The sequence below is a fragment of the Streptomyces avidinii genome (assembly GCF_045161815.1).
Taxonomy (GTDB): Bacteria; Actinomycetota; Actinomycetes; order Streptomycetales; family Streptomycetaceae; genus Streptomyces; species Streptomyces avidinii.
Map to the genome: position 1 here is coordinate 3588907 of NZ_CP108863.1, position 20496 is coordinate 3609402.

17 protein-coding genes are annotated in these 20496 nt (G+C 71.5%); 3 read left to right on the plus strand and 14 right to left on the minus strand.

What is annotated here, in order from left to right:
- From OG373_RS15640 to OG373_RS15660, 5 genes are all read right to left on the minus strand, one after another.
- Window positions 1-1158, minus strand: a complete 1158-nt coding sequence (locus OG373_RS15640) for a glycosyltransferase (protein ID WP_405444068.1) — start codon at window positions 1156-1158, stop codon at window positions 1-3.
- An 18-nt stretch (window positions 1159-1176) separates the two neighbouring features.
- Window positions 1177-2907, minus strand: a complete 1731-nt coding sequence (locus OG373_RS15645; RefSeq protein ID WP_405438945.1) for an ArnT family glycosyltransferase — start codon at window positions 2905-2907, stop codon at window positions 1177-1179.
- The gene (locus tag OG373_RS15650) at window positions 2904-4295 is read right to left on the minus strand and encodes a glycosyltransferase (RefSeq protein ID WP_405438947.1); all 1392 of its coding nucleotides are present in this window, start codon (window positions 4293-4295) and stop codon (window positions 2904-2906) included. Before OG373_RS15650 ends, OG373_RS15645 begins: the two co-directional genes overlap by 4 nt.
- Before the next feature lie 243 nt (window positions 4296-4538).
- Window positions 4539-6593, minus strand: coding sequence for a thioredoxin domain-containing protein (locus OG373_RS15655; protein ID WP_405438949.1), 2055 nt, complete (start codon window positions 6591-6593; stop codon window positions 4539-4541).
- A 27-nt stretch (window positions 6594-6620) separates the two neighbouring features.
- Window positions 6621-7382 carry a DUF4344 domain-containing metallopeptidase gene (locus OG373_RS15660; RefSeq protein WP_405438951.1) on the minus strand — a complete coding sequence of 254 codons (762 nt, stop codon included), beginning with the start codon at window positions 7380-7382 and terminating at the stop codon, window positions 6621-6623.
- 153 nt (window positions 7383-7535) lie between these two features.
- On the opposite strand from OG373_RS15660, the gene OG373_RS15665 reads away from it, so the two are divergent.
- Window positions 7536-10799, plus strand: coding sequence for a tetratricopeptide repeat protein (locus OG373_RS15665; RefSeq protein ID WP_405438953.1), 3264 nt, complete (start codon window positions 7536-7538; stop codon window positions 10797-10799).
- A 108-nt stretch (window positions 10800-10907) separates the two neighbouring features.
- On the opposite strand, the gene OG373_RS15670 is transcribed toward OG373_RS15665, so the two are convergent.
- The 3 genes from OG373_RS15670 to mca form a co-directional block, all read right to left on the minus strand.
- On the minus strand, window positions 10908-11120 hold the full coding sequence (locus tag OG373_RS15670; protein WP_405438955.1) for a hypothetical protein: 213 nt from the start codon (window positions 11118-11120) through the stop codon (window positions 10908-10910).
- A gap of 81 nt (window positions 11121-11201) precedes the next feature.
- The gene (locus OG373_RS15675) at window positions 11202-11435 is read right to left on the minus strand and encodes a hypothetical protein (RefSeq protein ID WP_052873284.1); all 234 of its coding nucleotides are present in this window, start codon (window positions 11433-11435) and stop codon (window positions 11202-11204) included.
- Between the two features lie 2 nt (window positions 11436-11437).
- Window positions 11438-12319: a mycothiol conjugate amidase Mca gene (mca, locus tag OG373_RS15680; protein WP_405438957.1), complete on the minus strand. Its 882-nt coding sequence runs from the start codon at window positions 12317-12319 to the stop codon at window positions 11438-11440.
- A 107-nt stretch (window positions 12320-12426) separates the two neighbouring features.
- On the opposite strand from mca, the gene OG373_RS15685 reads away from it, so the two are divergent.
- Both OG373_RS15685 and greA read left to right on the plus strand, forming a co-directional pair.
- Window positions 12427-12840 (plus strand): DUF4307 domain-containing protein, encoded by a 414-nt coding sequence (locus OG373_RS15685; RefSeq protein WP_405438959.1) that lies wholly within the window; start codon window positions 12427-12429, stop codon window positions 12838-12840.
- Window positions 12841-12978: 138 nt separating this feature from the next.
- Window positions 12979-13476 (plus strand): transcription elongation factor GreA, encoded by a 498-nt coding sequence (gene greA / locus OG373_RS15690; RefSeq protein WP_030765152.1) that lies wholly within the window; start codon window positions 12979-12981, stop codon window positions 13474-13476.
- 733 nt (window positions 13477-14209) lie between these two features.
- On the opposite strand, the gene OG373_RS15695 is transcribed toward greA, so the two are convergent.
- From OG373_RS15695 to ilvA, 6 genes are all read right to left on the minus strand, one after another.
- Window positions 14210-15391 carry a methyltransferase domain-containing protein gene (locus tag OG373_RS15695; protein ID WP_405438960.1) on the minus strand — a complete coding sequence of 394 codons (1182 nt, stop codon included), beginning with the start codon at window positions 15389-15391 and terminating at the stop codon, window positions 14210-14212.
- The gene (locus OG373_RS15700) at window positions 15388-15522 is read right to left on the minus strand and encodes a hypothetical protein (RefSeq protein ID WP_405438961.1); all 135 of its coding nucleotides are present in this window, start codon (window positions 15520-15522) and stop codon (window positions 15388-15390) included. The genes OG373_RS15695 and OG373_RS15700 overlap by 4 nt, the downstream gene beginning before the upstream one ends.
- Before the next feature lie 259 nt (window positions 15523-15781).
- The gene (locus OG373_RS15705; RefSeq protein ID WP_405438962.1) at window positions 15782-16993 is read right to left on the minus strand and encodes a helix-turn-helix domain-containing protein; all 1212 of its coding nucleotides are present in this window, start codon (window positions 16991-16993) and stop codon (window positions 15782-15784) included.
- Between the two features lie 60 nt (window positions 16994-17053).
- Entirely contained in the window at window positions 17054-17848 is a 795-nt protein-coding gene (locus OG373_RS15710) for an ABC transporter permease (RefSeq protein ID WP_266380794.1), read from the minus strand.
- A gap of 145 nt (window positions 17849-17993) precedes the next feature.
- On the minus strand, window positions 17994-19016 hold the full coding sequence (locus OG373_RS15715; RefSeq protein ID WP_405438963.1) for an ATP-binding cassette domain-containing protein: 1023 nt from the start codon (window positions 19014-19016) through the stop codon (window positions 17994-17996).
- Window positions 19017-19152: 136 nt separating this feature from the next.
- Window positions 19153-20388: a threonine ammonia-lyase gene (gene ilvA / locus OG373_RS15720; RefSeq protein WP_397729386.1), complete on the minus strand. Its 1236-nt coding sequence runs from the start codon at window positions 20386-20388 to the stop codon at window positions 19153-19155.
- Between the last annotated feature and the right edge of the window lie 108 nt (window positions 20389-20496).

Consider the following 20496-nt stretch of genomic DNA (forward strand, 5'->3'; position numbering starts at 1 on the left):
TCAACTCCTGGTGCGGCGCGGCAGATAGACGAGGGCCTCGGTGGCCGCGAACCGCAGGACGAAGGTGGTCACCAGCGCGAGGGCGGTGGCCGGTAGCGCCCCCATCCCGAACCGGGCGACGAACAGCGCGATCAGCGGGATCCGCAGCAGCAGATCGGCATTGGCGAGCAGCGCGAACCGGCCGATCCGGTCGGCCCAGTGGCGGTGGCGGCGGCGGTCGCGGAAGAGGAGGGTCTCGATGAGAAGGAAGTTCCACAGGACACCCGCCTGGTTGGCGACGATCTCGGCGGGCAGGTAGTGCATCCCGGCGTGGGTCAGCAGCCAGAGCCCGGCCAGGTTCGGGACGAAGCCGGAGAGCCCGATCAGACCGAAGCCGATCATGCGGGCCAGCGGGGTCGCGGAGCGCAGCGAGGCCAGGTGGGCGAGGAAGCGCAGGCCCTCGCGGGCGGTGGACTTGGACTCGCCCGAGTAGCGGTCCTGGAAGACGAAGGGCACCTCGGCGACCCTGCGGGGGCGGCAGCGCACCGCAAGCTCCAGCAGGATCTTGTAGCCGAGGGGCTTCAGTGTCTCCGCAGTCACGACGCGGCGGCGCATCGCGAAGAACCCGCTCATCGGGTCGCTGATGCCGCGCAGCGCGCGCGGGAAGAGCCCCTTGGCCAGCCAGGTCGCGCCGCGGGAGACGGCGATGCGGTAGCTCCCGGCGAGTCCGGCGCGGCTGCCGCCGCTGATGTAGCGGGAGGCGACGACGAGGTCGGCGCCGGTGCGGATCCCCTCGCCGACGAGTTCGGGCACCAGGTGGGGCGGGTGCTGGAGGTCGGCGTCCATGACGACGATCCAGTCGGTGTCCGCGCGTCCGATCCCTTCGACGACGGCGCCGCCGAGGCCGCCCGCGGCCGTCTCCCGGTGCAGGACGGCCACCGGGAAGGGGTGGTCGGCGGCGGCCTTCTCGATGACGGCCGGGGTGTCGTCCGTGGAGTCGTCCACGAACAGCACCTCGCAGGGCAGCTGTTCGGGGTCGGGCAGTGCGCCGCCGAGCCGGCGCAGCAGCTCGGCGATGTTCCCCGCCTCGTTGAAGGTCGGGATGATGAGGGTGACGCTGCCGGTCACCGCCTGCGCAAGGGTGAGGTCCGGATCGATCGGGGCATGGAGGGACCGCATGTCCTCGCTCATGGTGAGTCAGCTCCCACTCTGGCGGTCGGCGGGGGCGGCGGGGGCGGCGGAGTCAGCGGGGGCGCCTGCGTCTGTGGGGGCGGACCGGTCGGTGCGGCGGATCTCGATGCGGTCCTCGCCCGACCCGAAGACCGCCACCACCGCCGAATGCTCCAGCGCCGCCCGCACGTTGGGCAGGTCCACCGCGTCACGGCGCACGGTGGGCGAGGAGACGACGTAGTCGATGTCCTGCCAGCCCCGCGGCAGGGTCACGGTCACGGCGGGGTCGAGGTCCGCCTTGTAGAACCAGATCGCGCCGAGGCCCGGCTCGAAGCCGTGGTGCACCGCGTCCAGCCAGAGCGCGTCGTCCAGCAGCACCCGGGTGTTCGCCGGATCGGCGACCTCGCTGCCGAGCCAGGCCGCGGCCTGCCGGTACGGGGCGTTCGCGTCCGCCGTGAGCGCGGTGCGGTTGCCCTCGTACCAGCGCGGCAGCACGTACACCGCGGCCGACACGGCGAGTACGCCGAGCAGCGCCCACCGCGCCCACACCCGCGGCCTGCTCTCCGCCGGACCGCGGCGGCGGCGCAGCACGGCGTGCGTGACGCTGGCCGCGCCCCCGGCCAGGACGAGGGCGAGGAACGGCAGCGCCTGGATCACGTACATCGCCGGGAGGTAGCCGGATGGCCGCATCGCGACGACGGCGAGGATCACGGCGGCGAGCGCGGGGCCGGCCAGCGCGCGGGCGGTGACCGACCAGCTGAAGGTGGCCAGCAGCAGGACCGCGCCGGCCAGCCCGCCGAGCGGCAGGACGGTGTCGTAGTAGAGCCAGGACCGGAAGACGCCGTTCGAGCCGGAGCCGGGCGTGAGGATGAAGCCGGAGCCCTCGCGGCCCATCTGGTAAGTGATGCCGTCGATGAGCGAGACGTGCCCGGAGCCGGGCAGCAGCTCGCCGTTGAGCAGCGCGTACAGCGGGTACGACAGTCCGATCAGCACGCAGGCGGTGATCGCTCCGGTGACGGCGAACTTACGGGTGTCGCGGTGACTGTGCCGCCACATCGTCACCAGCAGCGCCGGCAGCACCACCAGCATCGTCTCCTTGGTCAGGACGGCGGTGGCGGCCGCCAGCCCGGACCCGAAGTGGTGCCACAGGTGGCGGCTCGGGGACGCGGCAAGGCAGAAGGCCAGCAGCATCCACATCACGGCGAGGTTGTCGAGGAAGATCTCCCGCTGGAGGACCACGGAGAGCGGCGACAGCCCGAAGAGGGCCATCGCGAGCCCGGCGGCCCAGCGCGGCAGCCACAGCCGGCGCGCGAGGACGTACATCAGCACGGAGGAGGCGGCGGAGACGGCGAGCATCGCGAAACGCATCGACGCCACGGTCATCGAGTCGGGCACGAAGAGGGACGGCAGGTACGTCAGGCCCGCGAGCTGGATCCAGCCGAGCGGCGGATGGTCGTACCAGTACGTGTAGTGGGCGAGGCCGTCGCCCTGCTGGACGGCCCACGCCTGGGCGAGGTAGGTGCCCTCGTCGTCGCTCAGGGTCGGGAAGTCGGTGATGTTCCAGCCCTGCACCAGCACGATCACCAGGAGCAGGGCGCCGCACAGCAGCAGGTCGGGGCGGGAGGAACGGAAGCGCACGAGCGGGCGGGCCGGCGCGGGCGGGCGGACTCCGGGGCGCTCTGCGGCGGGCGTCCGCCGGGCCGGGACGGTGCGGGTTCCGGGCTGGGGATCAGTGGCCGTGGGCAGGGTGGCGGTCACCGGCGGCTGTCCTCTCGGATCGCGGTGGAGGCGGAGGCTCCGGCCTTGGCTTCGGACGTGGTGGAGGACGGGGCGGCGGAGGTGGCGGTGGTGGTGGCGGTGGCTTCCGACGTGGCGGTGGCTTCCGACGTGACGGCGGGCGTGGCGGTGGGCGTCAGGTGGGCGCCGGTGTGACTGGTCAGCTCCCACTCGTTGCGGCCGCGCTGCTCGCGCCAGACCGCGCGGATCGCCGCCCCCGCGAGCATCACCTGGTAGAACGGGCCGCCGACGACGAGCTTGACGTAGTGCACGAAGCGGACGCGCAGACCGTACTGGCGGCCGAAGTCGTGCAGGCCGACGATCTCGAACACGAAGGTCACCATCGCCGTGACCAGGGGAAGGAAGGTGATAATCGCGATGCCGACCGGCACGTCGAGGAAGACGGCGACGGCGAAGTTGAGCGGGATGATCACACCCGAGGCGGCCTGCATGAAGGGCGTCATCAGCGTGTAGCGGGCCAGCCAGCGCTGGCCGCGCCCGGGCAGCTGCTGCCAGTCCTTCTTCCGGTACACCTGAAGGAACCCCTGGTTCCAGCGGGTGCGCTGCTTGAGCAGGCTCACCAGCGAGCCGGGCGTCTCCTCCCGGGTGACCATGTCGGAGTCGTACGCGACGACCACCTTCTTGCCGACCGACGAGAGCCGCACCCCCAGGTCGCAGTCCTCGGCGAGGCAGTCCTGGTCCCAGCCGCCGGCCTCGCGCAGCACCTCGGTGCGCACGAAGACGGTGTTGCCGCCGAGCGGGATGAAGCCCTTCTCGGCGTGCAGGTGCAGCCGGGAACGGAACCAGAAGAAGTACTCCAGGCAGTTGCGCAGGCTGTACCAGCTGGAGTGGAAGTTGATGAGCTGGACCCCGCCCTGGACCACGTCGGCGCCGGTGGAGCGGAAGGCGTGGTCGACGTGGGCGAGCAGCTCGGGGTGGACCTGGTCCTCGGCGTCGAAGACTCCGACGATGTCACCGCGGCAGGACGGGAGGGCGGTGTTGAGCGCCTTCGGCTTGTTCTTCTTCTCGTGGTGGTCGACGACGACCCGGACGCGGGCCGGGCGGCGGGCGGCGGCCCGTTCGGCGACGGCGGCGGTCCCGGGGTCGTCGTGGCCGACGATCACGATGATCTCGTAGTCGGTGTGGCTCGATTCCAGGAGCCGGTCGATGGTGTGCTCCAGGACCGCCTGCTCGTGGCGGGCGGGCAGCAGCAGCGAGAAGGCCAGCCGGCCCTCGCCGTCGGGACGGTCGAAGCGCGTGGAGGCCAGCACCTCCGGGGTCCGCCACGCGTGCATCTGCCACCAGAGCGTGAAGGCGGCCATCCAGAAGAGCGCCAGAGACACGACAGCAATGAACACAGATGTGTACAAAAGGTCCCCCACAGACCCGCCGCCCCCCGGCGGCGATCAGCAAACCCCCCGGGGACTCACGGCGGGCCCCCCGGCCCGCCGTCGCCCCGCTTCCCCCCTTGCGCGCACCCCCCAGTGCGTCGGCCCGGTGACATCCGGAGCTACGAGATTAGGCAGTGAACATGACACTCAGCCGCATCGAAAAAAAAAGCGCGTTTCCCAACTCACGCACCCGCAACCGGAATTGACAGCACTCCGGCCCTTTCAGGGTCGAACCGTGCCCAACTGCTCCGCCAGCTCGACCGGATCCGTCGTAGGCCGCGCGCAGACAAAATGTCGACACACATACGCCGTCGGAAGGTCGTGCACGAGTGTGCGCTCGGCAAGAAGGGGGAACTCACCGCCACCACCGTCCGCCGTAAGCGGCAGACCGGCCGCCACCACCGCCCCGGGAGCCGTCCCCAGCAGCGCGGTCCGGTGCAGCAGCGCCAGCGCCGGATCCTCCGGATGGCCGACCACCGCCACCTCCCGGGGCCCGTCCAGCAACGCCTCGGCCACCGAGAGCCCGTGCCCGATGAACCGCGGCACGCGCGGCCCGAGCGCGTGCACCACGCCGAGCGCCCGCTCCGCCGCCGTACGGTGGGCCTGCGACCCGGTGTGCGCCGCGTACGAGAGCAACGCGCCCGCGGCGGCCGTCCACCCCGACGGGGCGGCCGTGTCCGTCGGATCCTGCGGCCGGCGGATGAGCTTCTCCGCGTCGTGCGCCGTGTCGTACAGCGACCCGTCCTCGGCGGTGAACCGGTCCATGACCAGGTCGACGAGGAACCCGGCGAACTCCAGCCAGACGCCCTCGCCCGTCACGGACGCCAGCGCGAGGAAGCCCTCCGCCACGTCGCCGTAGTCCTCCAGCACTCCGTCGTTGGCGCCGACCCGGCCGTCCTTGCTGGTCCGCGACAGCCTCGCGCGGCCGTCCATGTGCACGCGCACCAGCAGATCGGCCGCCTCGGTCGCCCGCTCCACCAGGTCGGGCCGGTCGAAGTACGCCCCGCACTCGGCGAGCGCGGCGATCGCCAGCCCGTTCCACGCGGCGACGACCTTGTCGTCCCGCCCGGGCGCGGGCCGCTCCGCCCGCGCGGCCAGCAGCCGCGCCTTGATGCCGGCGATCCGCTCCGCGTCGACCACGGGCCCGTCCTGGGGCAGCTGCAGCACGGACTTCCCGTGCTCGAAGGTCCCTTCCTCGGTCACCCCGAAGTACGCGACGGCCGACTCCCCGTCGGCCTCCCCCAGCACCTCGCGCAACTCGGCGGGCGTCCAGGCGTAGTAGGCCCCCTCGACGTGCTCGCCGGTCGCCGGATCCTCACTGTCGGCGTCGAGCGCGGACGCGAAACCGCCCTGCTCGGTGCGCAGCTCCCGGACCATGAAATCGGCGGTCTCCAGCGCGATGCGCCGGGCGAGATCGGAACCGGTGGCCCGCCACAGGTGCGCGTACACACGGCAGAGCAGCGCGTTATCGTAGAGCATCTTCTCGAAGTGCGGAACCACCCACTCCCGGTCCACGGAGTACCGGGCGAATCCGCCGCCGAGCTGGTCGTAGATCCCGCCACGGGCCATCGCCTCGCACGTGTCGGCGGCCATCTGCAGCGCACCCTCGGAGCCGGTGCGCCCGTGGTGGCGCAGCAGGAACTCCAGCACCATGGACGGCGGGAACTTCGGCGCTCCGCCGAATCCGCCGCGCGCGGCGTCGTACTCGCGCGTCAGCCCGAGCAGCGCCTGCGCGAGCTCCCCGGGCCCGGGCGTCCCGGCCTTGCCGTAGTCCAACTCCCGCCCGGCCAGGTCCCGTACGATCCGCTGCGCGACCTCGGCGACCTCCTCGGGCCGCCCCACCCAGGCGGTCCGCACCCCTTCGAGCACCTGCATGAAGGAGGGCATCCCCTGCCGGGGCTCGGGCGGGAAGTACGTCCCGAAGTAGAAGGGCTCGGCGTCGGCGGTCATGAAGACCGTCATGGGCCAGCCGCCCTGCCCGGTGGCGGCCTGCACGGCCTCCATGTAGACGGCGTCGACGTCGGGGCGCTCCTCGCGGTCCACCTTGATGTTGACGAAGTGTTCGTTCATGTAGGCGGCGGTCAGTTCGTCCTCGAAGCTCTCGCCGGCGAGCACGTGACACCAGTGGCAGCTCGAATAGCCGACGCTGAGATGCACGGGCACCCCGCGCTCACGCGCCTCCGCAAAGGCCTCGGGCGACCAGGGCCACCAGTCGACCGGGTTGTCGGCGTGCTGGAGCAGGTAGGGAGAGGTCTCGTTCGCGAGGCGGTTCGGCATGGCCCCATCCTGCCGCACGGGGTCGGATCACTGCCGCAGGAGCGGGGCCAGGTCGGCGGTCCAGGTGTCGCGGGTGGTGGCCCAGGTCCGGGGGCAGTTCGCGCGGGCGGGCGTCGCGAGGTCAAGGTGGCGGGCGGGGGCCGCCCCGTATGCCGCGCAGCGGTGGGATTCTGCGCGGGTGGGGTCCGGGGCGTGCTCGTCGTCGGGGTCCGGGGTGGGGTCGGCCGACGCCGCGAGGTCGTACGCGCGGGCGGCGGTGAGCAGGGTGCGGTCGCCCTCCGGGGCGCGCAGGAGCATGAACTGGGCGAAGCGGTCGGCGGCGTCCTCCTCGGCGCGGCCCCGGTCGCGGACGGGGAGGTTCAGGATGTCGATGAGGGCGTGGCCCGCCTCGTGGTGGAGGGTTTCGCGGACGACCTCGGCGAGGGGTTCGTCCGCCGGGTGGCGGTCGGCGTCCTCGAACAGTTTCCGGTCCTCCGTCAGGTCGTCGTAGCAGAGCTCGATCCGGCGGGGCCCGGGGTCGTAGCCGCTGCCTTCGCCCCCGCAGGAGCGGGCGACGACCGTGATCCGGTGGGGGACGTCGAGGTAGGCGTTGAGGTCGGCGGTGACGAGCTCGACGAGCCGGCGCTGCTTCAGGAAGCCGGCGCTGTCGCGGTCGGCCTCGGCCGGTTCTTCGTAGCGCGCCACGAATCCCCTTTCCGGTGGCGGTGATCCGCATCCGGCCACGGCCGTCAGCAGCGCGGTCGCGCACAGCGTGGCGGTCAGCGTCGCGCGTGACCAGTGCGTCGTCATGTCGCCCCCCGTTCAGCCCAGTTGGTGTTTTTCGACCCGACTGTAGGAGGAAGTGAGCTCTTCCCTCTGAACTAGCTCAGATTCACTCGCACTTGGCCGGGTCCCGCAGGACACTTGGGGCTCGTTGCCGGAGCTCTCTTGAGGGGGATGCCGATGCGGGACAGCCATCGCGGTGAGGCCGAGCGGCTGTTGGAGCGGGCCGTGGACGAGGCGGCGGGTGCCGGGGTGGACCGGGCGACGCTGCTGGCACGGGGCCGGGAGGCGCTGGACGCGCTCGCCGCGAGTGCGGCGCCGGAGTACGAGGCGTACGTGCGGGCTCTGGACGAGGCGGCGGCCGGGGAGCAGTCGCTCGGCGAGTCCTTCCGGCGGGGGAACACCTCCACGGCGCTGCTGGTGACGGCGGTGGCGGCGGCCACGGCCGTGGGCGCGGACCTGTCGCTGGGCGTCGCGGCCGGTACGGCGCTCACGGCGGGGGCCGTGGTGGGGATCGCGGGGGCGGTGGCGACGGTGGCGAAGGTGACGGCGCTGCATCTGCCGGCCGCGAACCGGCGGGCCGGTGAGCTGGGCCGGCCGGGCGGGCCCGAACAGTTGAAGCTGCAGTGGCTGTCGGCGCTGGAGGTGCGCGGGGTACGCCCGTTCCTGGAGCAGCAGCGTGCGGTGGCCGCGGCGGCACGGGCGGCGCGGCCCGTCGCGCGGCCGGCGCCGCGGCCCGCTCCGCAGTTGCGCGGTACGGACCGCAGTGCGGCGGCGCGGCGGCGCAGTGCGCTGGAGCAGTCCTTCGGGCAGTTGCCGGCGCCGGCCGAGGTGTTCGCGGGGCGGCGGTCCGAGCTGACGCGGATCGCGCAGTGGGTGCAGGCGGCCCGGGCGAGTACGGAGACCCGGCCGGTGGTGGTCGTGCTGCACGGCGAGCCGGGGGTGGGGCGTACGACGCTGGCGCTGCGGGCGGCGCACGGGCTGCGGGACCAGTTCCGGGGCGCGTGCGTGGTGGACCTGCGGGGCGGTTCGGCCGGGGAGTCGTCCGGGGAGGCACCGCTGGCGACGCGTGAGGCGCTGCTGCACCTGATGAACCGGCTGGGGGCGCCCCGCGAGCAGTTGCTGTTCCGTGAGGGCGCGTCGGCGGAGCAGCAGGTGCGGCGCCTCGGGGAGCTGTACCACCAGCACCTGCGCGGGTTGCCGGTGACGGTGCTGCTGGACGATGCGGTGGACGCCGCGCAGGTGCGGCTGCTGGTGCCGGAGCGTTCCGAGAGCCTGGTGCTGGTGACGGCGCGGGAGCCGTTGGAGCTGCCGGCCGATCTGGCGGCGTGGGTGTACCAGCTGCCGGTGGAGCGGTTGGCGCGGGAGGAGGCGGCGGAGCTGCTCCCCGCGCCGGGGGCGGGTGTGGCGGAGGAGGACGTGGCCGCGGTGGTGGAGCTGAGCGGTGGGCTGCCGCTCGCGCTGCGGATGCTGGCCCCGCTCGTGGGTGAGGGCCGGGCCCTGGTGGGCGGTGCTGCGGCGGCGCATCCGGTGGAGGCGGCGCTGCGCGCGGCCGACGCGCGGCTGGCCGAGCCGGCCCGGCAGCTGCTGCGGCGGTTGCCGCTGGCGGGGCGGGCGTCGCTGGGCGGTGCGGCGGCGGCCGCGCTGGCCGACGTACCGGAGGCGGCGGCGCTGCGCACGCTGGAGGAGCTGTGGGAGGCGGGCCTGATCGAGCGGGTGCGCGGCCAGCGGTTCCGGATGCACGACGCGGTGCGCTCGTACGCGGCGGCGCGGTCGGCCGCGGCCGCGGACCGGGACGCGGACCGGGACGCGGATGCGGAGGTGGCGGCGGCCCGGGACGAGGAGGACCGGGCGCGGGCCGCGGCGGCGCACGAGCGGCTGATCCGTAACTACGCGCAGCTCGCGGACTCGGTGATCCGGATGGTCGACGGGAAGATGTCGACGCGGGCGGACCAGTTCGGGGGGCACGGTTTCACCTCGCTCGATGCGGCGCTGCGCTGGCTGGACGACGAGTCGAGCTTCATCACGGCGGCGCTGCGGCATTCGGAGGGGGTGGACCAGCAGGCGGTGCTCGATCTGCTGGGTGCGCTGTGCGACTTCTGTCTGCTGCGCGGGGACCTGTACCGGCTGGGTGAGATCGACGAGCTGACGCAGGCGGTGGCAGCGGGCCGGAACGGGCTGAAGGGGCAGCAGGGCCGGCTGGTGCGGTCGGTGCAGTGGCGTACGGGTATCGCGGCGCGCCAGCTGGGCGAGCTGGACAAGGCCCGCACCACGCTGACCTCGGTGGTGGACCAGTACATGGAGGCCGATCAGGAGGCGGGGGCGGCGATGGCCCTGGTCTCGCTCGGCATCACCCTGCACCACCAGGGCAATCTCCCGGAGGCGGCGGTCCGGATCCGGGAGGCTCTGGTGCTGCAGGAGCCGGCGGAGCTGGCGGGCGACCGGGCGTGGGGTCTGCACGCGCTGGCGGCGGTGGAGCGGGACCGGGCGCATCTGGCGGAGGCGGCGCGGCTGCTGGAGACCTCGCTGGCGCTGCACCGGGAGAGCGAGAGCGTGCACGGGGAGGCGTGGGCGCATTTCCAGCTGGGTCAGGTGCACCTGCGGTTCGGGGACGTGGAGCGGGCGGAGGCGGAGCTGCGGCTGGCGCTGGACCTGTACGGGCGTACCCGCGACGACCGTGGTGAGGCCTGGGCGCTGACGCAGCTGGGCCGGGCCCGGGTGGTGGACGGGGATCCGGGGCCGGCGGCGGACGGGCTGCGGGAGGCGCTGGCCCGGCACCGGGAGGCGGAGGACGCGCGCGGCGAGGCGTGGACGCAGTACTACCTCGGGCAGGCGCTGGAGGAGGGCGGCGGGCGCGACGAGGCGGTACGGGAGCTGGAGCGGGCCCGGACGATGTTCTCGCGGATGCGGGACGTGTACGGGCTGGCGTACGCCCGCCACCATTCGGGCCGGGTGACGCGGGACCAGCGGGCGGCGCAGACGGGGAACCTGCGGAACTCCGGTTTCGCCCGGCAGCTGCTGGTGGACGCGCGGGCGGACTTCCGGCGGATCGGGCTCGCGCACGGCGAGGCGTGGACCTGCCTGGAGCTGGCGGTGATCGACGCGGGCAACGGGCGGCTGTCGCAGGCGCTGGGTCTGTGCGAGGAGGCCGTGCGGCTGTTCATCTCGTACGGGGACCGGCGCGGGGAGGACTGGGCGCGGTTCCTGCGGTGCACGATGCTGCCGTACGCGGTGCCGGCGGCGCCGGAGGAGGCGCGGGCGGAGCTGGGGCGGCTGGTGGAGGCGCCGCATCCGGCGCGGGACGGCCGGCTGGAGGACTGCCTGGAGACGTACGGGGTGATCCTCGGCCGCGGGGTGGACCCGGCGGAGGGCTGGCAGGCGTGGCGGCTCGGGCTGGTTCCGAACCTGCATGCGCGGGAGGTGATGGGGGTCCCGCGGACCTGACGCGCCGGGGCCCGGCGGGACGCGGCCTCACGCGGGAGCCCGGCGGGGCCCGGCCTCACGCGGGGGCGCGGCCGGACGCGGCCTCACACGGGAGCCCGGGGCCCGGCCTCACGCGGGGGCGCGGCGGGACGCGGCGCCCGTCGCCGGGTGCGTCACGCGGTCCTGTGCGGTCCTCGACGACCGGGTGGACGGGGTTGTCCAGGGGCTCGGCGCGCGGCCGTCCCGCGTCGTGGTGCGGCCGAGCCGTCCGGCGATGCGCACGTCGTACGCCCGCCCGCCCTCCGCCCGCCCGCACGCCGCGCGGGGGTGCGGGGCGGTCACGCGGTGAGCCTGCACGTGCGGGAATCGCCGCCCCACCGGTTTTCCCGGCCGGGCGGCGCGCACACGCGATGGCCGTCGGCCCTACGGGGCCCGGGTGCCGTCCGCGCCGGGGGCGGCCGGGGCGGCGGGCTCCGGGGCCTCCTGGAAGTCCACCCGGCCCATGTGCCGGTTCATCGACTTCATCAGGGCCCACACGCCGATGGCGAGGGCCGCGAACACGACGAAGCCGAGGAGGCCGGGCGTCACCTTGTTCTTGTCGAAGGTGTCACCCGCCAGCGGAAGGAGCTGGGTCAGTGCTGCCTGCGTAGCGCTCATAGCTACGCATTCTCCCGGATGCCCGCGAAGAGGTCGGACTCGGGGAGGGAAGTGTCGACGAGCGACTTCGCCAGCTCGTACTCCTCGGTGGGCCAGACCTCCTTCTGGATGTCCATCGGGACGCGGAACCAGCCGCCGTCCGGGTCGATCTGCGTGGCGTGCGCGATGAGCGCCTTGTCACGGATCTCGAAGAAGTCGGCGCAGGGCACGTGGGTGGTCAGGGTCCGCTCCTTGCGCTCGAACTCCTTCCACCGCTCCAGCCACTCCCCGTAGGGGGACTCCAGGCCGCGCGCGAGCAGTGCCTCGTGGAGGGCGATGGTGCGCGGCTTGTTGAAGCCCTGGTTGTAGTAGAGCTTCTGCGGCTGGTAGGCCGGGCCGTACTCGTTCTCCGGGTACTTCTCGGTGTCGGCCGCGCCCTCGAAGGCCGCCATCGAGATCTTGTGGGTCATGATGTGGTCGGGGTGCGGGTAGCCCCCGTTCTCGTCGTAGGTGGTGACGACCTGCGGCTTGAAGGCGCGGATCTTCTTCACCAGCTCGCCGGCGGCCTCGTCGACGTCCGCGAGCGCGAAGCAGCCCTCGGGCAGCGGGGGCAGCGGGTCGCCCTCCGGGAGGCCGGAGTCGACGTAGCCGAGCCATTCCTGCGCGATGCCGAGGATGTCGCGCGCCTCGTCCATCTCCTTGGCGCGGACCTCGTGGATGTTCTCCTCGATGTACTTGTCGCCCTGGAGCTTGGGGTTCAGGATCGAGCCGCGCTCGCCACCGGTGCAGGTGACGACCAGCACCGGGACCCCCTCGGACACGTACTTGGCCATGGTGGCCGCGCCCTTGCTCGACTCGTCGTCGGGGTGGGCGTGGACGGCCATCAGTCGAAGCTGCTCGGTCAAAACAGGATCCTCTGCGATTCGGCGCGACACTCAGCTCCTATAGTGACCGAACTGGGGGGCGGAAAATTCCAGGGGTGACCAAGCCGTCCCCGGCGAGAGGAACGATCATGAGCGCGGTGCGCGAGGGACTGCCCGAGGGCCGGTACGGCCGGTCGGCGGACGAGCGTACGGACCGGAAGCTCAAGATCATCGGATCCGTGCTGGGTGTCGCGCTACTGGGTGTGATCGGCTGGATCGGCTGGGACTACATCGCGGGGCAGAGCGTGAGCGCCGAGGTGATTAAATTCCAGGTGATTTCGGACACCGAGGTGAAGGTGCACCTGGAGGTCCGCAAGGAGTCCTCGGTCACCGGCGTCTGCTCGCTGAGTTCCCAGGACGAGGGGCACGGCGAGGTGGGCCGCGCGGACTTCACCTTCGCCCAGCCCGTGTCGCGGGTGGACGAGGTTGTCACCCTGAAGACCACCACGCGGGCCACGATGGTCGAGCTGGTCGGCTGCCGGCCGGCGGCTTCCGCCCACTGAGGCGCGAAGAGGGTTGAAGACGCGCCCCACGAGGCAATGAGCCTCTGGGGTCCTCCCCCTTTTCTTCCCGAATTGTTAGGCTCGTGGTTTCGTCCGCCGCTGGCGGCCAGTAGTCCCCTGTACCGACGAGGAGCACCCGTGACCCAGACGAGCGAAAGCGTCACCTGGCTGACCCAGGCGGCGTACGACCAGCTGAAGGCGGAGCTGGACTACCTCTCTGGTCCCGCCCGCACGGAGATCGCCACGAAGATCGCAGCCGCCCGCGAGGAGGGCGACCTGCGTGAGAACGGTGGCTACCACGCGGCGAAGGAGGAGCAGGGCAAGCAGGAACTCCGGGTCCGCCAGCTCACGCAGCTCCTGGAGAACGCCAAGGTCGGCACCGCGCCGGCGTCCGACGGCGTGGTGGCCCCGGGCACGCTCGTCAAGATTGCCTTCGACGGCGACGAGGACGACACCATGGAGTTCCTGCTGGCCTCGCGCGAGTACGCGTCCTCGGACTTCGAGACGTACTCCCCCCAGTCCCCGCTGGGCAGCGGTGTGATGGGCAAGGCGATCGGCGAGGACGCCGAGTACGAGCTGCCGAACGGCAAGAAGGCCTCGGTCAAGATCCTGGACGTCAAGCCCTTTACCGGCTGATCACCCTCGGTCACCTCTTCCTGCCTGACCCGCACGTCCGATGCCCGGCCGGTCTCCACCGGCCGGGCATCTGCGTTCCTCCCTCCGCCGTCCCCTCAGCCGTCCGCGCCGCGGTACTTGCGGACCGCGAGGGTGCGGAAGACCAGGACGATCAGGACCGGCCAGATCCGGCGCGGGGCGTCTTCCGCGCGCCCAGGTAGAAACCTGCCGCGACCATGCTGAACGTCGCCATCCCGAGGAACGTCGTACCGCCCCAAGCGAGAGCGGCGCTGATGGGTTCGCCGACCAGGGCCCCCGTGATGCCAGCAACCAGCCCGGCGACGAGCCCAACCAGGAAGGAAAAAGCGATGGCCGCCAGAGCTTCGGCCCGAGTGAACCCCACGAGAGCAACCCCTCTTCAAGGGGTGGTCGGTGAATCTCGACAGACTCGACCAACCACCCAAGACACAAACAGGTGGTGTGAGACGTCCCGGTTTGGCGGCCCGGGAGCCTCGGTCGAGTTCTGTCGGCAGCCGTCAACAGGACCCGTATGGCGGGTAACTTGCACTGTTTGGCCCACTACTGAGGGGCCCCTGCGTTCACAGCGTCCGCGCCGGCTGCTGGCACTTCCGCCGCGTTGCCTCCAGTGGAGTCATCGCAGAACCCCAAAGTAGCACGACGTGACGGTGCGAATACAAGCCGATGACATGACGAAGGCCCCCGGCCAAACGGCTGGGGGCCTTTCGCTCGTCACCTACCCGACAATGGGTAGCGGGTACTCCGGAGAGTTCATCCACGGCATGTGTAGGCCGCTCTCGGGGTCCGCTGTCAGGCCGAGGCGTTGGAAGTCGGGGCGGTCGTTGGATGCCCACCAGGCGTAGGCCGCAGCCACCTCGGTCCACAGCTCGCGCAGGCCCCCCTGGTAGACCTCGAAGGTCTCAGAGCCGGGCACGTAGTCGACGGTGGCCCACGAGGACACCCGCTGGTCCCGGAGCCAGAGCGTGTACGAACCGTCCTTGTAGTTCTCCGCCCAGGGGAACACCCCAACGGTCTGAAGGCCGATGACGAACATCGGCAGCCAGTCCCCCACAGCCTCCGGCGACACCTTGGTCACCGACTTGACCCCGTCCGCCGGCCAGGGCACCCCGCCGAGGTACTCGCTGACGTGCTGCCGGGGCACGCGGTGCTGGCGCAGCTTCATGAAGGCAGAGGACCCGACGAACGGGCCGAGAGCGGTCCCGTTCTCCTGCTTGGTGAGCCGCACAACTGCGCCGCCACCGTACGTGGTGCTGTACGGGGCCACGAGGACACCGCCCGGCCGGAGCTGGCGGATCAACTCGGACGGGATGTGATGCACCGCGGCCGTGATCAGGATGCGGTCGTACGGCGCCCCGTCCGAGTGTCCCTCCGCTCCGTCGCCGATGACCATGCACGGGCTGTACCCGGCCGCCTCGATGCGTCGGCGCGCGTCCATGGCGTTCTCGGGGTCGACCTCGATGGTGGTCACGTTCGCCGAGCCGACCCGCTCCGACAGCAGCGCAGCGTTCCAGCCCGTACCGGTGCCCACCTCCAGGACGCGGTTGCCCTCCTGGACGTCCAGGGCTGCCAGCATCGAGAACACCATCTGTGGCTGCGAGTTGGAGCAGGTCGGGGTCTTGCCCTTGCCCTTGCCGGAGTGGCGGCCGTCGTCCCACTGGGTAGTCAGGGACACATCGGAGTAGACGGCCTCGTGCCAGGCGTTGGGGTCCTCGTTGCGGTCGACCGCGTCCTGCTGCCCGGTGCCCACTGCCTCGCCCGGCCACATCAGGTCAGGGACGAACAACTCCCTGGGGACAGCCCGGTAGGTGGGGAGCCAGTCCGAGGTCAGGGCTCCGAGGTCCATGAGCCGGGAGGCCAGCCCGTCCAGGCTGGCCTCCGTCGCGGCGCGGTCGATCACTTGTTGCCGCTCCCGTTGGTGTCGCTGTGACCCGAGTCGTCACCCTCGCTGCCGCCACCGCCGTGCTTGTTCCCCGAGTTGCTGTCGTCCTCGCCGCCGGCCACGATCCAGGGACGTCGCTCGTCACGCATGGGTTCTCCTCGATTCGAAGGGGTGGTGCGGGCAGGCGGTACGTACGAGTGAAGGACGGGGCCCTTGTCGAGGCCGAACGGGTCCTCCGGGTCCTTGAAGAGCACCAGCCCGCCGTCTTGGCCGAACGCCCTCATTGCCTGACCCAGAAGCCGCCGCGCCTCAGACATGGCCGTCATCTCCTCGTGTCGTCCGCCTGAGCACAAGACTCCTCCGAGTGATCAGGCGACTACAGGGACGGAACGTCCCCCTTTTGCGGCCTTAAGCTGCCACCCCGAGGGCCCTGGCCAGCTTCCCGAGACCCTGGGGGCGTGCCGATCCAGCCCACAGATCGCTCACGATCGAGACGGCGTGGGTGTGGTGGCGCATCCACCCAGGGGCCACCTCATTGAGCTTCGTGAGGGCCTTCACAGCCCCCTCGGCGTCCCCCAGGTCGGTGTAGGCCCGCGCCACGTCGAGGAGCATCCACGTTCGCCAGGACGGGGGCGTGTCGGCGCTCAGCCGAACACCCTTGGCCAGGTCCAGAGCTTCCTCGGGCCGGGCGTGCTGCACTGCGAGGCGTACGCGCTCGATCCTGACCGAGGAGCGGCTGAAGATGGACACCAACTTGCCGTCGACTGGCGGCGGGAGCTTGGCGAGCTTCTCGGTGGCGTCCTCGGCGGTCGTCATCATGTCCTTGGCGCTCTCGTAGTCGCCGGACCGTGCCGCAGACGTTGCAGCGGACATCACGAGCCCGCCCCACACCCGCACCTTCTCCGCGGTGTCCTTCTGTTCCCTGTCGACCCTGTCGGCGGCGTAGACAGCCAGGTTGGTGGCGTCGTCGAGCCGGTTCTGGCGCTGGTAGTTCCAGGCGACCGAGTTGCTGACCATGGAGCCGAGCAGCGGGTCCGAGGACTGCTCGGCCGCGTTCATCGCGCGCTCCAGCGCGGACAGGGCCAAGTCGGTCTTGCCCAGGCGGATCGCGAGGTGTCCGGCGAGCTGCAAAGCCTTGCCGAGGGCCGCCTGGCCGGACGCTCGGTCGTCTCCGCTGCCCACCGACGCGATGAAGCGGGCGTCGTTGACGATGCCGGGAAGCGCGGTCATGAGCTCACCGAACTTGGCCGCGTGGTACAGGGTCCAGCCGGCCGCCAGCTCCTTGCGGAGGAGCGGGACGGTCAGGCGCTCGGTGTCGCTCGGCTCGGGAGGCGGGGCGAACATCGGAGGCATCACGGCACGACGCAGGGCGACCAGCTCGGGCGGGTCGGCGTCCCCGGTGGAGGGCACTCCGGGCGGATCCCCGAGGAGCGCGGTCAGCTCGACGCCGAGGCCCTTCGCGAGGGCGTGGATGGTGGGGAGCCGCGCCGAGTGCTTGCGCTTCTGCTCCAGCTTCTTGATCACGTCGACAGATACGCCGGACAGCGCGGCCAGACCCTCTTGCGTGAGGTCGGCCAATCTGCGGAGGCGTGCGAGCCGATCCCCCAGGTGTTCAGCCATACGTCGAGGGTACAAAGAAGCCCCCACCTTCGGGTGGGGGCTTCATCGGAAGTCAGAGCATCAACCATCTGCGCGGCGGTACTTCCGTACCGACAGCGTCCGGAAGACCACGACGATCAGAACCGACCAGAGGATCGAGGCCCAGACCGGGTGCTGCATCGGCCAGGCCTCGGACGTCGAGACGCCCGGGTTGCCGAACAGGACGCGGCACGCCTGCACGGTCGCGCTGAACGGGTTCCATTCAGCGATGGGCTGGAGCCAGGACGCCATCTGGGCGGAGTCCACGAACGCGATCGAGATGAAGGTGACCGGGAAGAGCCAGATCAGGCCGCCCGAGGTCGCCGCCTCCGGCGTGCGGACCGAGAGGCCGATCAGCGCGCCGATCCAGGAGAAGGCGTAGCCGAGGAGGAGTAGCAGGCCGAAGGCCCCCAGCGCCTTCGGGACTCCCTCGTGGATGCGCCAGCCGACGAGGAGGGCGACGATCGTAAGGACGACCACGGTGAGGGCGGTCTGCACCAGGTCCGCCAGCGTGCGGCCGGTCAGGACCGCGCCGCGGGCCATGGGCAGCGAGCGGAAGCGGTCGATCAGGCCCTTGTGCATGTCGTCGGCGATGCCCGCGCCAGCACCCGCGGTGGCGAAGGTGACGGTCTGGGCGAAGATGCCGGCCATCAGGAACTCGCGGTAGACGACGGGGTCCGTGGTGCCGCCGATCGTCATGGAGCCGCCGAAGACGAAGCTGAACAGCACCACGAACATGACTGGCTGGATCACGCCAAACAGGATCATCTCAGGAATTCGGGACATCCGAATCAAGTTCCTGCGGGCAATGACCAGGGAGTCGGTCACCGTGCTCATACAACCTGCCCCTTCCCGACATTCACGCGCCGACCTTGGGTGCACAGTGAGTTGAAATGAAATCCAACTGGGCGAAGAGGATTCGGGATCCGGGTGAGCCGGATGACGTTCCTCCGCGCGATGACCAGGGAGTCGCTCAGGCCGCTCACTTCGCCGCCTCCTTCCGGGCCGTCTTGCGGCCCTTGGCCTCGGGGCCGGCCGCCGCCTCGGCGCGCTCCTCCGCCCGCCGTTCGGCGGCGTGACCGGTCAGTGAGATGAACACGTCGTCGAGGGTGGGGCGGCGCAGCCCGATGTCGTCGATCTCGATGCCCCGGCCGTCCAGTTCGCGAATGACCTCCGCCAGCAGCTTGGCACCGCCCGACACGGGCACGGTCAGCTTGCGGGTGTGCTCCTCGACCGTGGTCTCGCCCTTGCCGAAGCCGGCGAGCACCTCGCGCGCGGTGGCGATGCGGTCCCGCTCGTGGACGACGACCTCCACGCGCTCGCCGCCGGTACGGGCCTTGAGCTGGTCGGAGGTGCCGCGGGCGATGACCTTGCCGTGGTCGACCACGCAGATGTCGTGCGCGAGGTGGTCGGCCTCCTCCAGGTACTGGGTGGTGAGGAGCAGGGTGGTACCGCCGGCGACCAGTTCCTGGATGATCCCCCACAGTTGCAGGCGGTTGCGGGGGTCGAGGCCGGTGGTCGGCTCGTCCATGAACATCACGGGCGGGCTGACGACGAGGGCGGCCGCGAGGTCGAGGCGCCGGCGCATGCCGCCGGAGTACGTCTTGGCCGTGCGGTCGGCGGCGTCGCCGAGGTTGAAGCGATCGAGGAGTTCCTCGGCCCGCACCTTGGCCGCCTTGGCCTTCATCTGGTAGAGCTGGCCGACCATCTGGAGGTTCTCACGGCCGGTCAGGTACTCGTCCACGGCCGCGAACTGGCCGGACAGGCCGATGGAGCGGCGGACTTCGTCGGGGTGCTTGAGCACGTCGATGCCGGCGACGACGGCCTTGCCGCTGTCGGGCCGGAGGAGGGTGGTCAGGACGCGTACGGTCGTGGTCTTGCCCGCGCCGTTCGGGCCGAGCAGACCCAGGACGGTGCCTTCGGGGACATCGAGGTCCACGCCGTCCAGAGCCCGTACATCGCCGAAGGTCTTGACCAGACCTTCGGCGTAGATAGCGCCTGGCATATGGATTCTCCCAGTGAATCGGGCCAGTAGAATCAGGATATTCAGGGCATTTCTACGCAAATCCTATGGGCGGCGGGCAGGTCCTGCTCGGCCGATCGGGTGCGATCCGCGGCCAGGGGTTTCAGGCTTTCCCCGACTACTGGCTCATCACCTTGTATCCGGCGCCGTGCAGGGAACGCGCGACTTCCGCGCAGTGCTCCGGGCCCTTCGTCTCCAGGTGCAGTTCCACCTCCACCTCCGTGAGCCCCAGCCGCGGGTCCGTCCGCACATGGCTCACGTCCAACACGTTCGCATCCACCACTGACAACACCGCCAGGAGCCCGGCCAGCGCCCCGGGCCGGTCGGCCACGCGCAGGCGCAGGGACAGGTACCGGCCCGCCGCCGCCATACCGTGGCGCAGGATCCGCTGGAGCAGCAGCGGGTCGACGTTCCCGCCGGACAGGACGGCCACCACCGGGCCGCCGCCGTACAGTTCGGGCTCGCTGAGCAGGGCCGCGACCGTGCTGCACCCTGCCGGTTCGACCACCAGCTTGGCCCGCTCCAGGCACAGCAGCAGGGCGCTGGAGAGGGCGTCCTCGGAGACCGTACGCACGTCGTCGACGAGCTCGCCAATGATTTTGAAGGGGACGTCGCCGGGGCGGCCCACCTTGATCCCGTCGGCCATCGTGATCGGATCGTCGATCGAGACGGGGTGCCCGACCTTGAGCGAGGGCGGGTACGCGGCCGCGCCCGCCGCCTGCACGCCGATGATCCGGACGTCCGGGCGCAGCGCCTTCACGGCGACCGCGACTCCGGCCGCGAGCCCGCCGCCGCCGATCCCGACGAGGATGGTCCGCACCTCCGGGCACTGCTCCAGGATCTCCAGTCCGACGGTGCCCTGGCCGGCGATGATGTCGCGGTGGTCGAAGGGGTGGATGAACACCGCGCCGGTGCGGTCCGCGTACTCCTGGGCGGCCGCGAGGGTCTCGTCGACGACCTGGCCGTGCATGCGCACCTCGGCGCCGTACTCCTGGGTCGCGGCCACCTTCGGCAGCGGCGCCCCGACCGGCATGAACACGGTGGAGCGGACCCCGAGGAGGGAGGAGGCCAGGGCCACGCCCTGGGCGTGGTTGCCCGCGCTGGCGGCGACGACGCCGGCGGCGCGCTGCTCGGGGCGCAGGCCGGCGATGCGTACGTAGGCGCCGCGGAGCTTGAAGGAGCCGGTGCGCTGGAGGTTCTCGCACTTGAGGTGGACCGGGGAGCCGGTGAGGGCGGAGAGGTGCCGGCTGCCCTCCATCGCGGTGACCCGGGAGACGCCGGAGAGCATCTTCTGGGCCCCCCGGACGTCGTCGAGGATGACCTGCGGAACGGGCTGGGGCACGCGGTAGTTCATGCCGCCAGTCTCGCAGCCCGGGCGGGGCCGGGCCCGGGCCGGCGGAAGGGCCCGCCGCGGGGACGCGGCGAGCACGCCGCGCAGCGGGCGCGAGGGGCGCAGCCCGGC

What these genes read in the sequence shown, in the direction of transcription:
- OG373_RS15640 (WP_405444068.1), bottom strand. Translation starts at nt 1,158, where the DNA reads ATGCGGTCCCTCCATGCCCCGATCGATCCGGACCTCACCCTTGCGCAG.
- OG373_RS15655 (WP_405438949.1), bottom strand. Translation starts at nt 6,593, where the DNA reads ATGCCGAACCGCCTCGCGAACGAGACCTCTCCCTACCTGCTCCAGCAC.
- OG373_RS15660 (WP_405438951.1), bottom strand. Translation starts at nt 7,382, where the DNA reads ATGACGACGCACTGGTCACGCGCGACGCTGACCGCCACGCTGTGCGCG.
- OG373_RS15665 (WP_405438953.1), top strand. Translation starts at nt 7,536, where the DNA reads ATGCGGGACAGCCATCGCGGTGAGGCCGAGCGGCTGTTGGAGCGGGCC.
- OG373_RS15675 (WP_052873284.1), bottom strand. Translation starts at nt 11,435, where the DNA reads ATGAGCGCTACGCAGGCAGCACTGACCCAGCTCCTTCCGCTGGCGGGT.
- OG373_RS15685 (WP_405438959.1), top strand. Translation starts at nt 12,427, where the DNA reads ATGAGCGCGGTGCGCGAGGGACTGCCCGAGGGCCGGTACGGCCGGTCG.
- OG373_RS15700 (WP_405438961.1), bottom strand. Translation starts at nt 15,522, where the DNA reads ATGCGTGACGAGCGACGTCCCTGGATCGTGGCCGGCGGCGAGGACGAC.
- OG373_RS15705 (WP_405438962.1), bottom strand. Translation starts at nt 16,993, where the DNA reads ATGGCTGAACACCTGGGGGATCGGCTCGCACGCCTCCGCAGATTGGCC.
- OG373_RS15710 (WP_266380794.1), bottom strand. Translation starts at nt 17,848, where the DNA reads ATGAGCACGGTGACCGACTCCCTGGTCATTGCCCGCAGGAACTTGATT.
- OG373_RS15715 (WP_405438963.1), bottom strand. Translation starts at nt 19,016, where the DNA reads ATGCCAGGCGCTATCTACGCCGAAGGTCTGGTCAAGACCTTCGGCGAT.
- ilvA (WP_397729386.1), bottom strand. Translation starts at nt 20,388, where the DNA reads ATGAACTACCGCGTGCCCCAGCCCGTTCCGCAGGTCATCCTCGACGAC.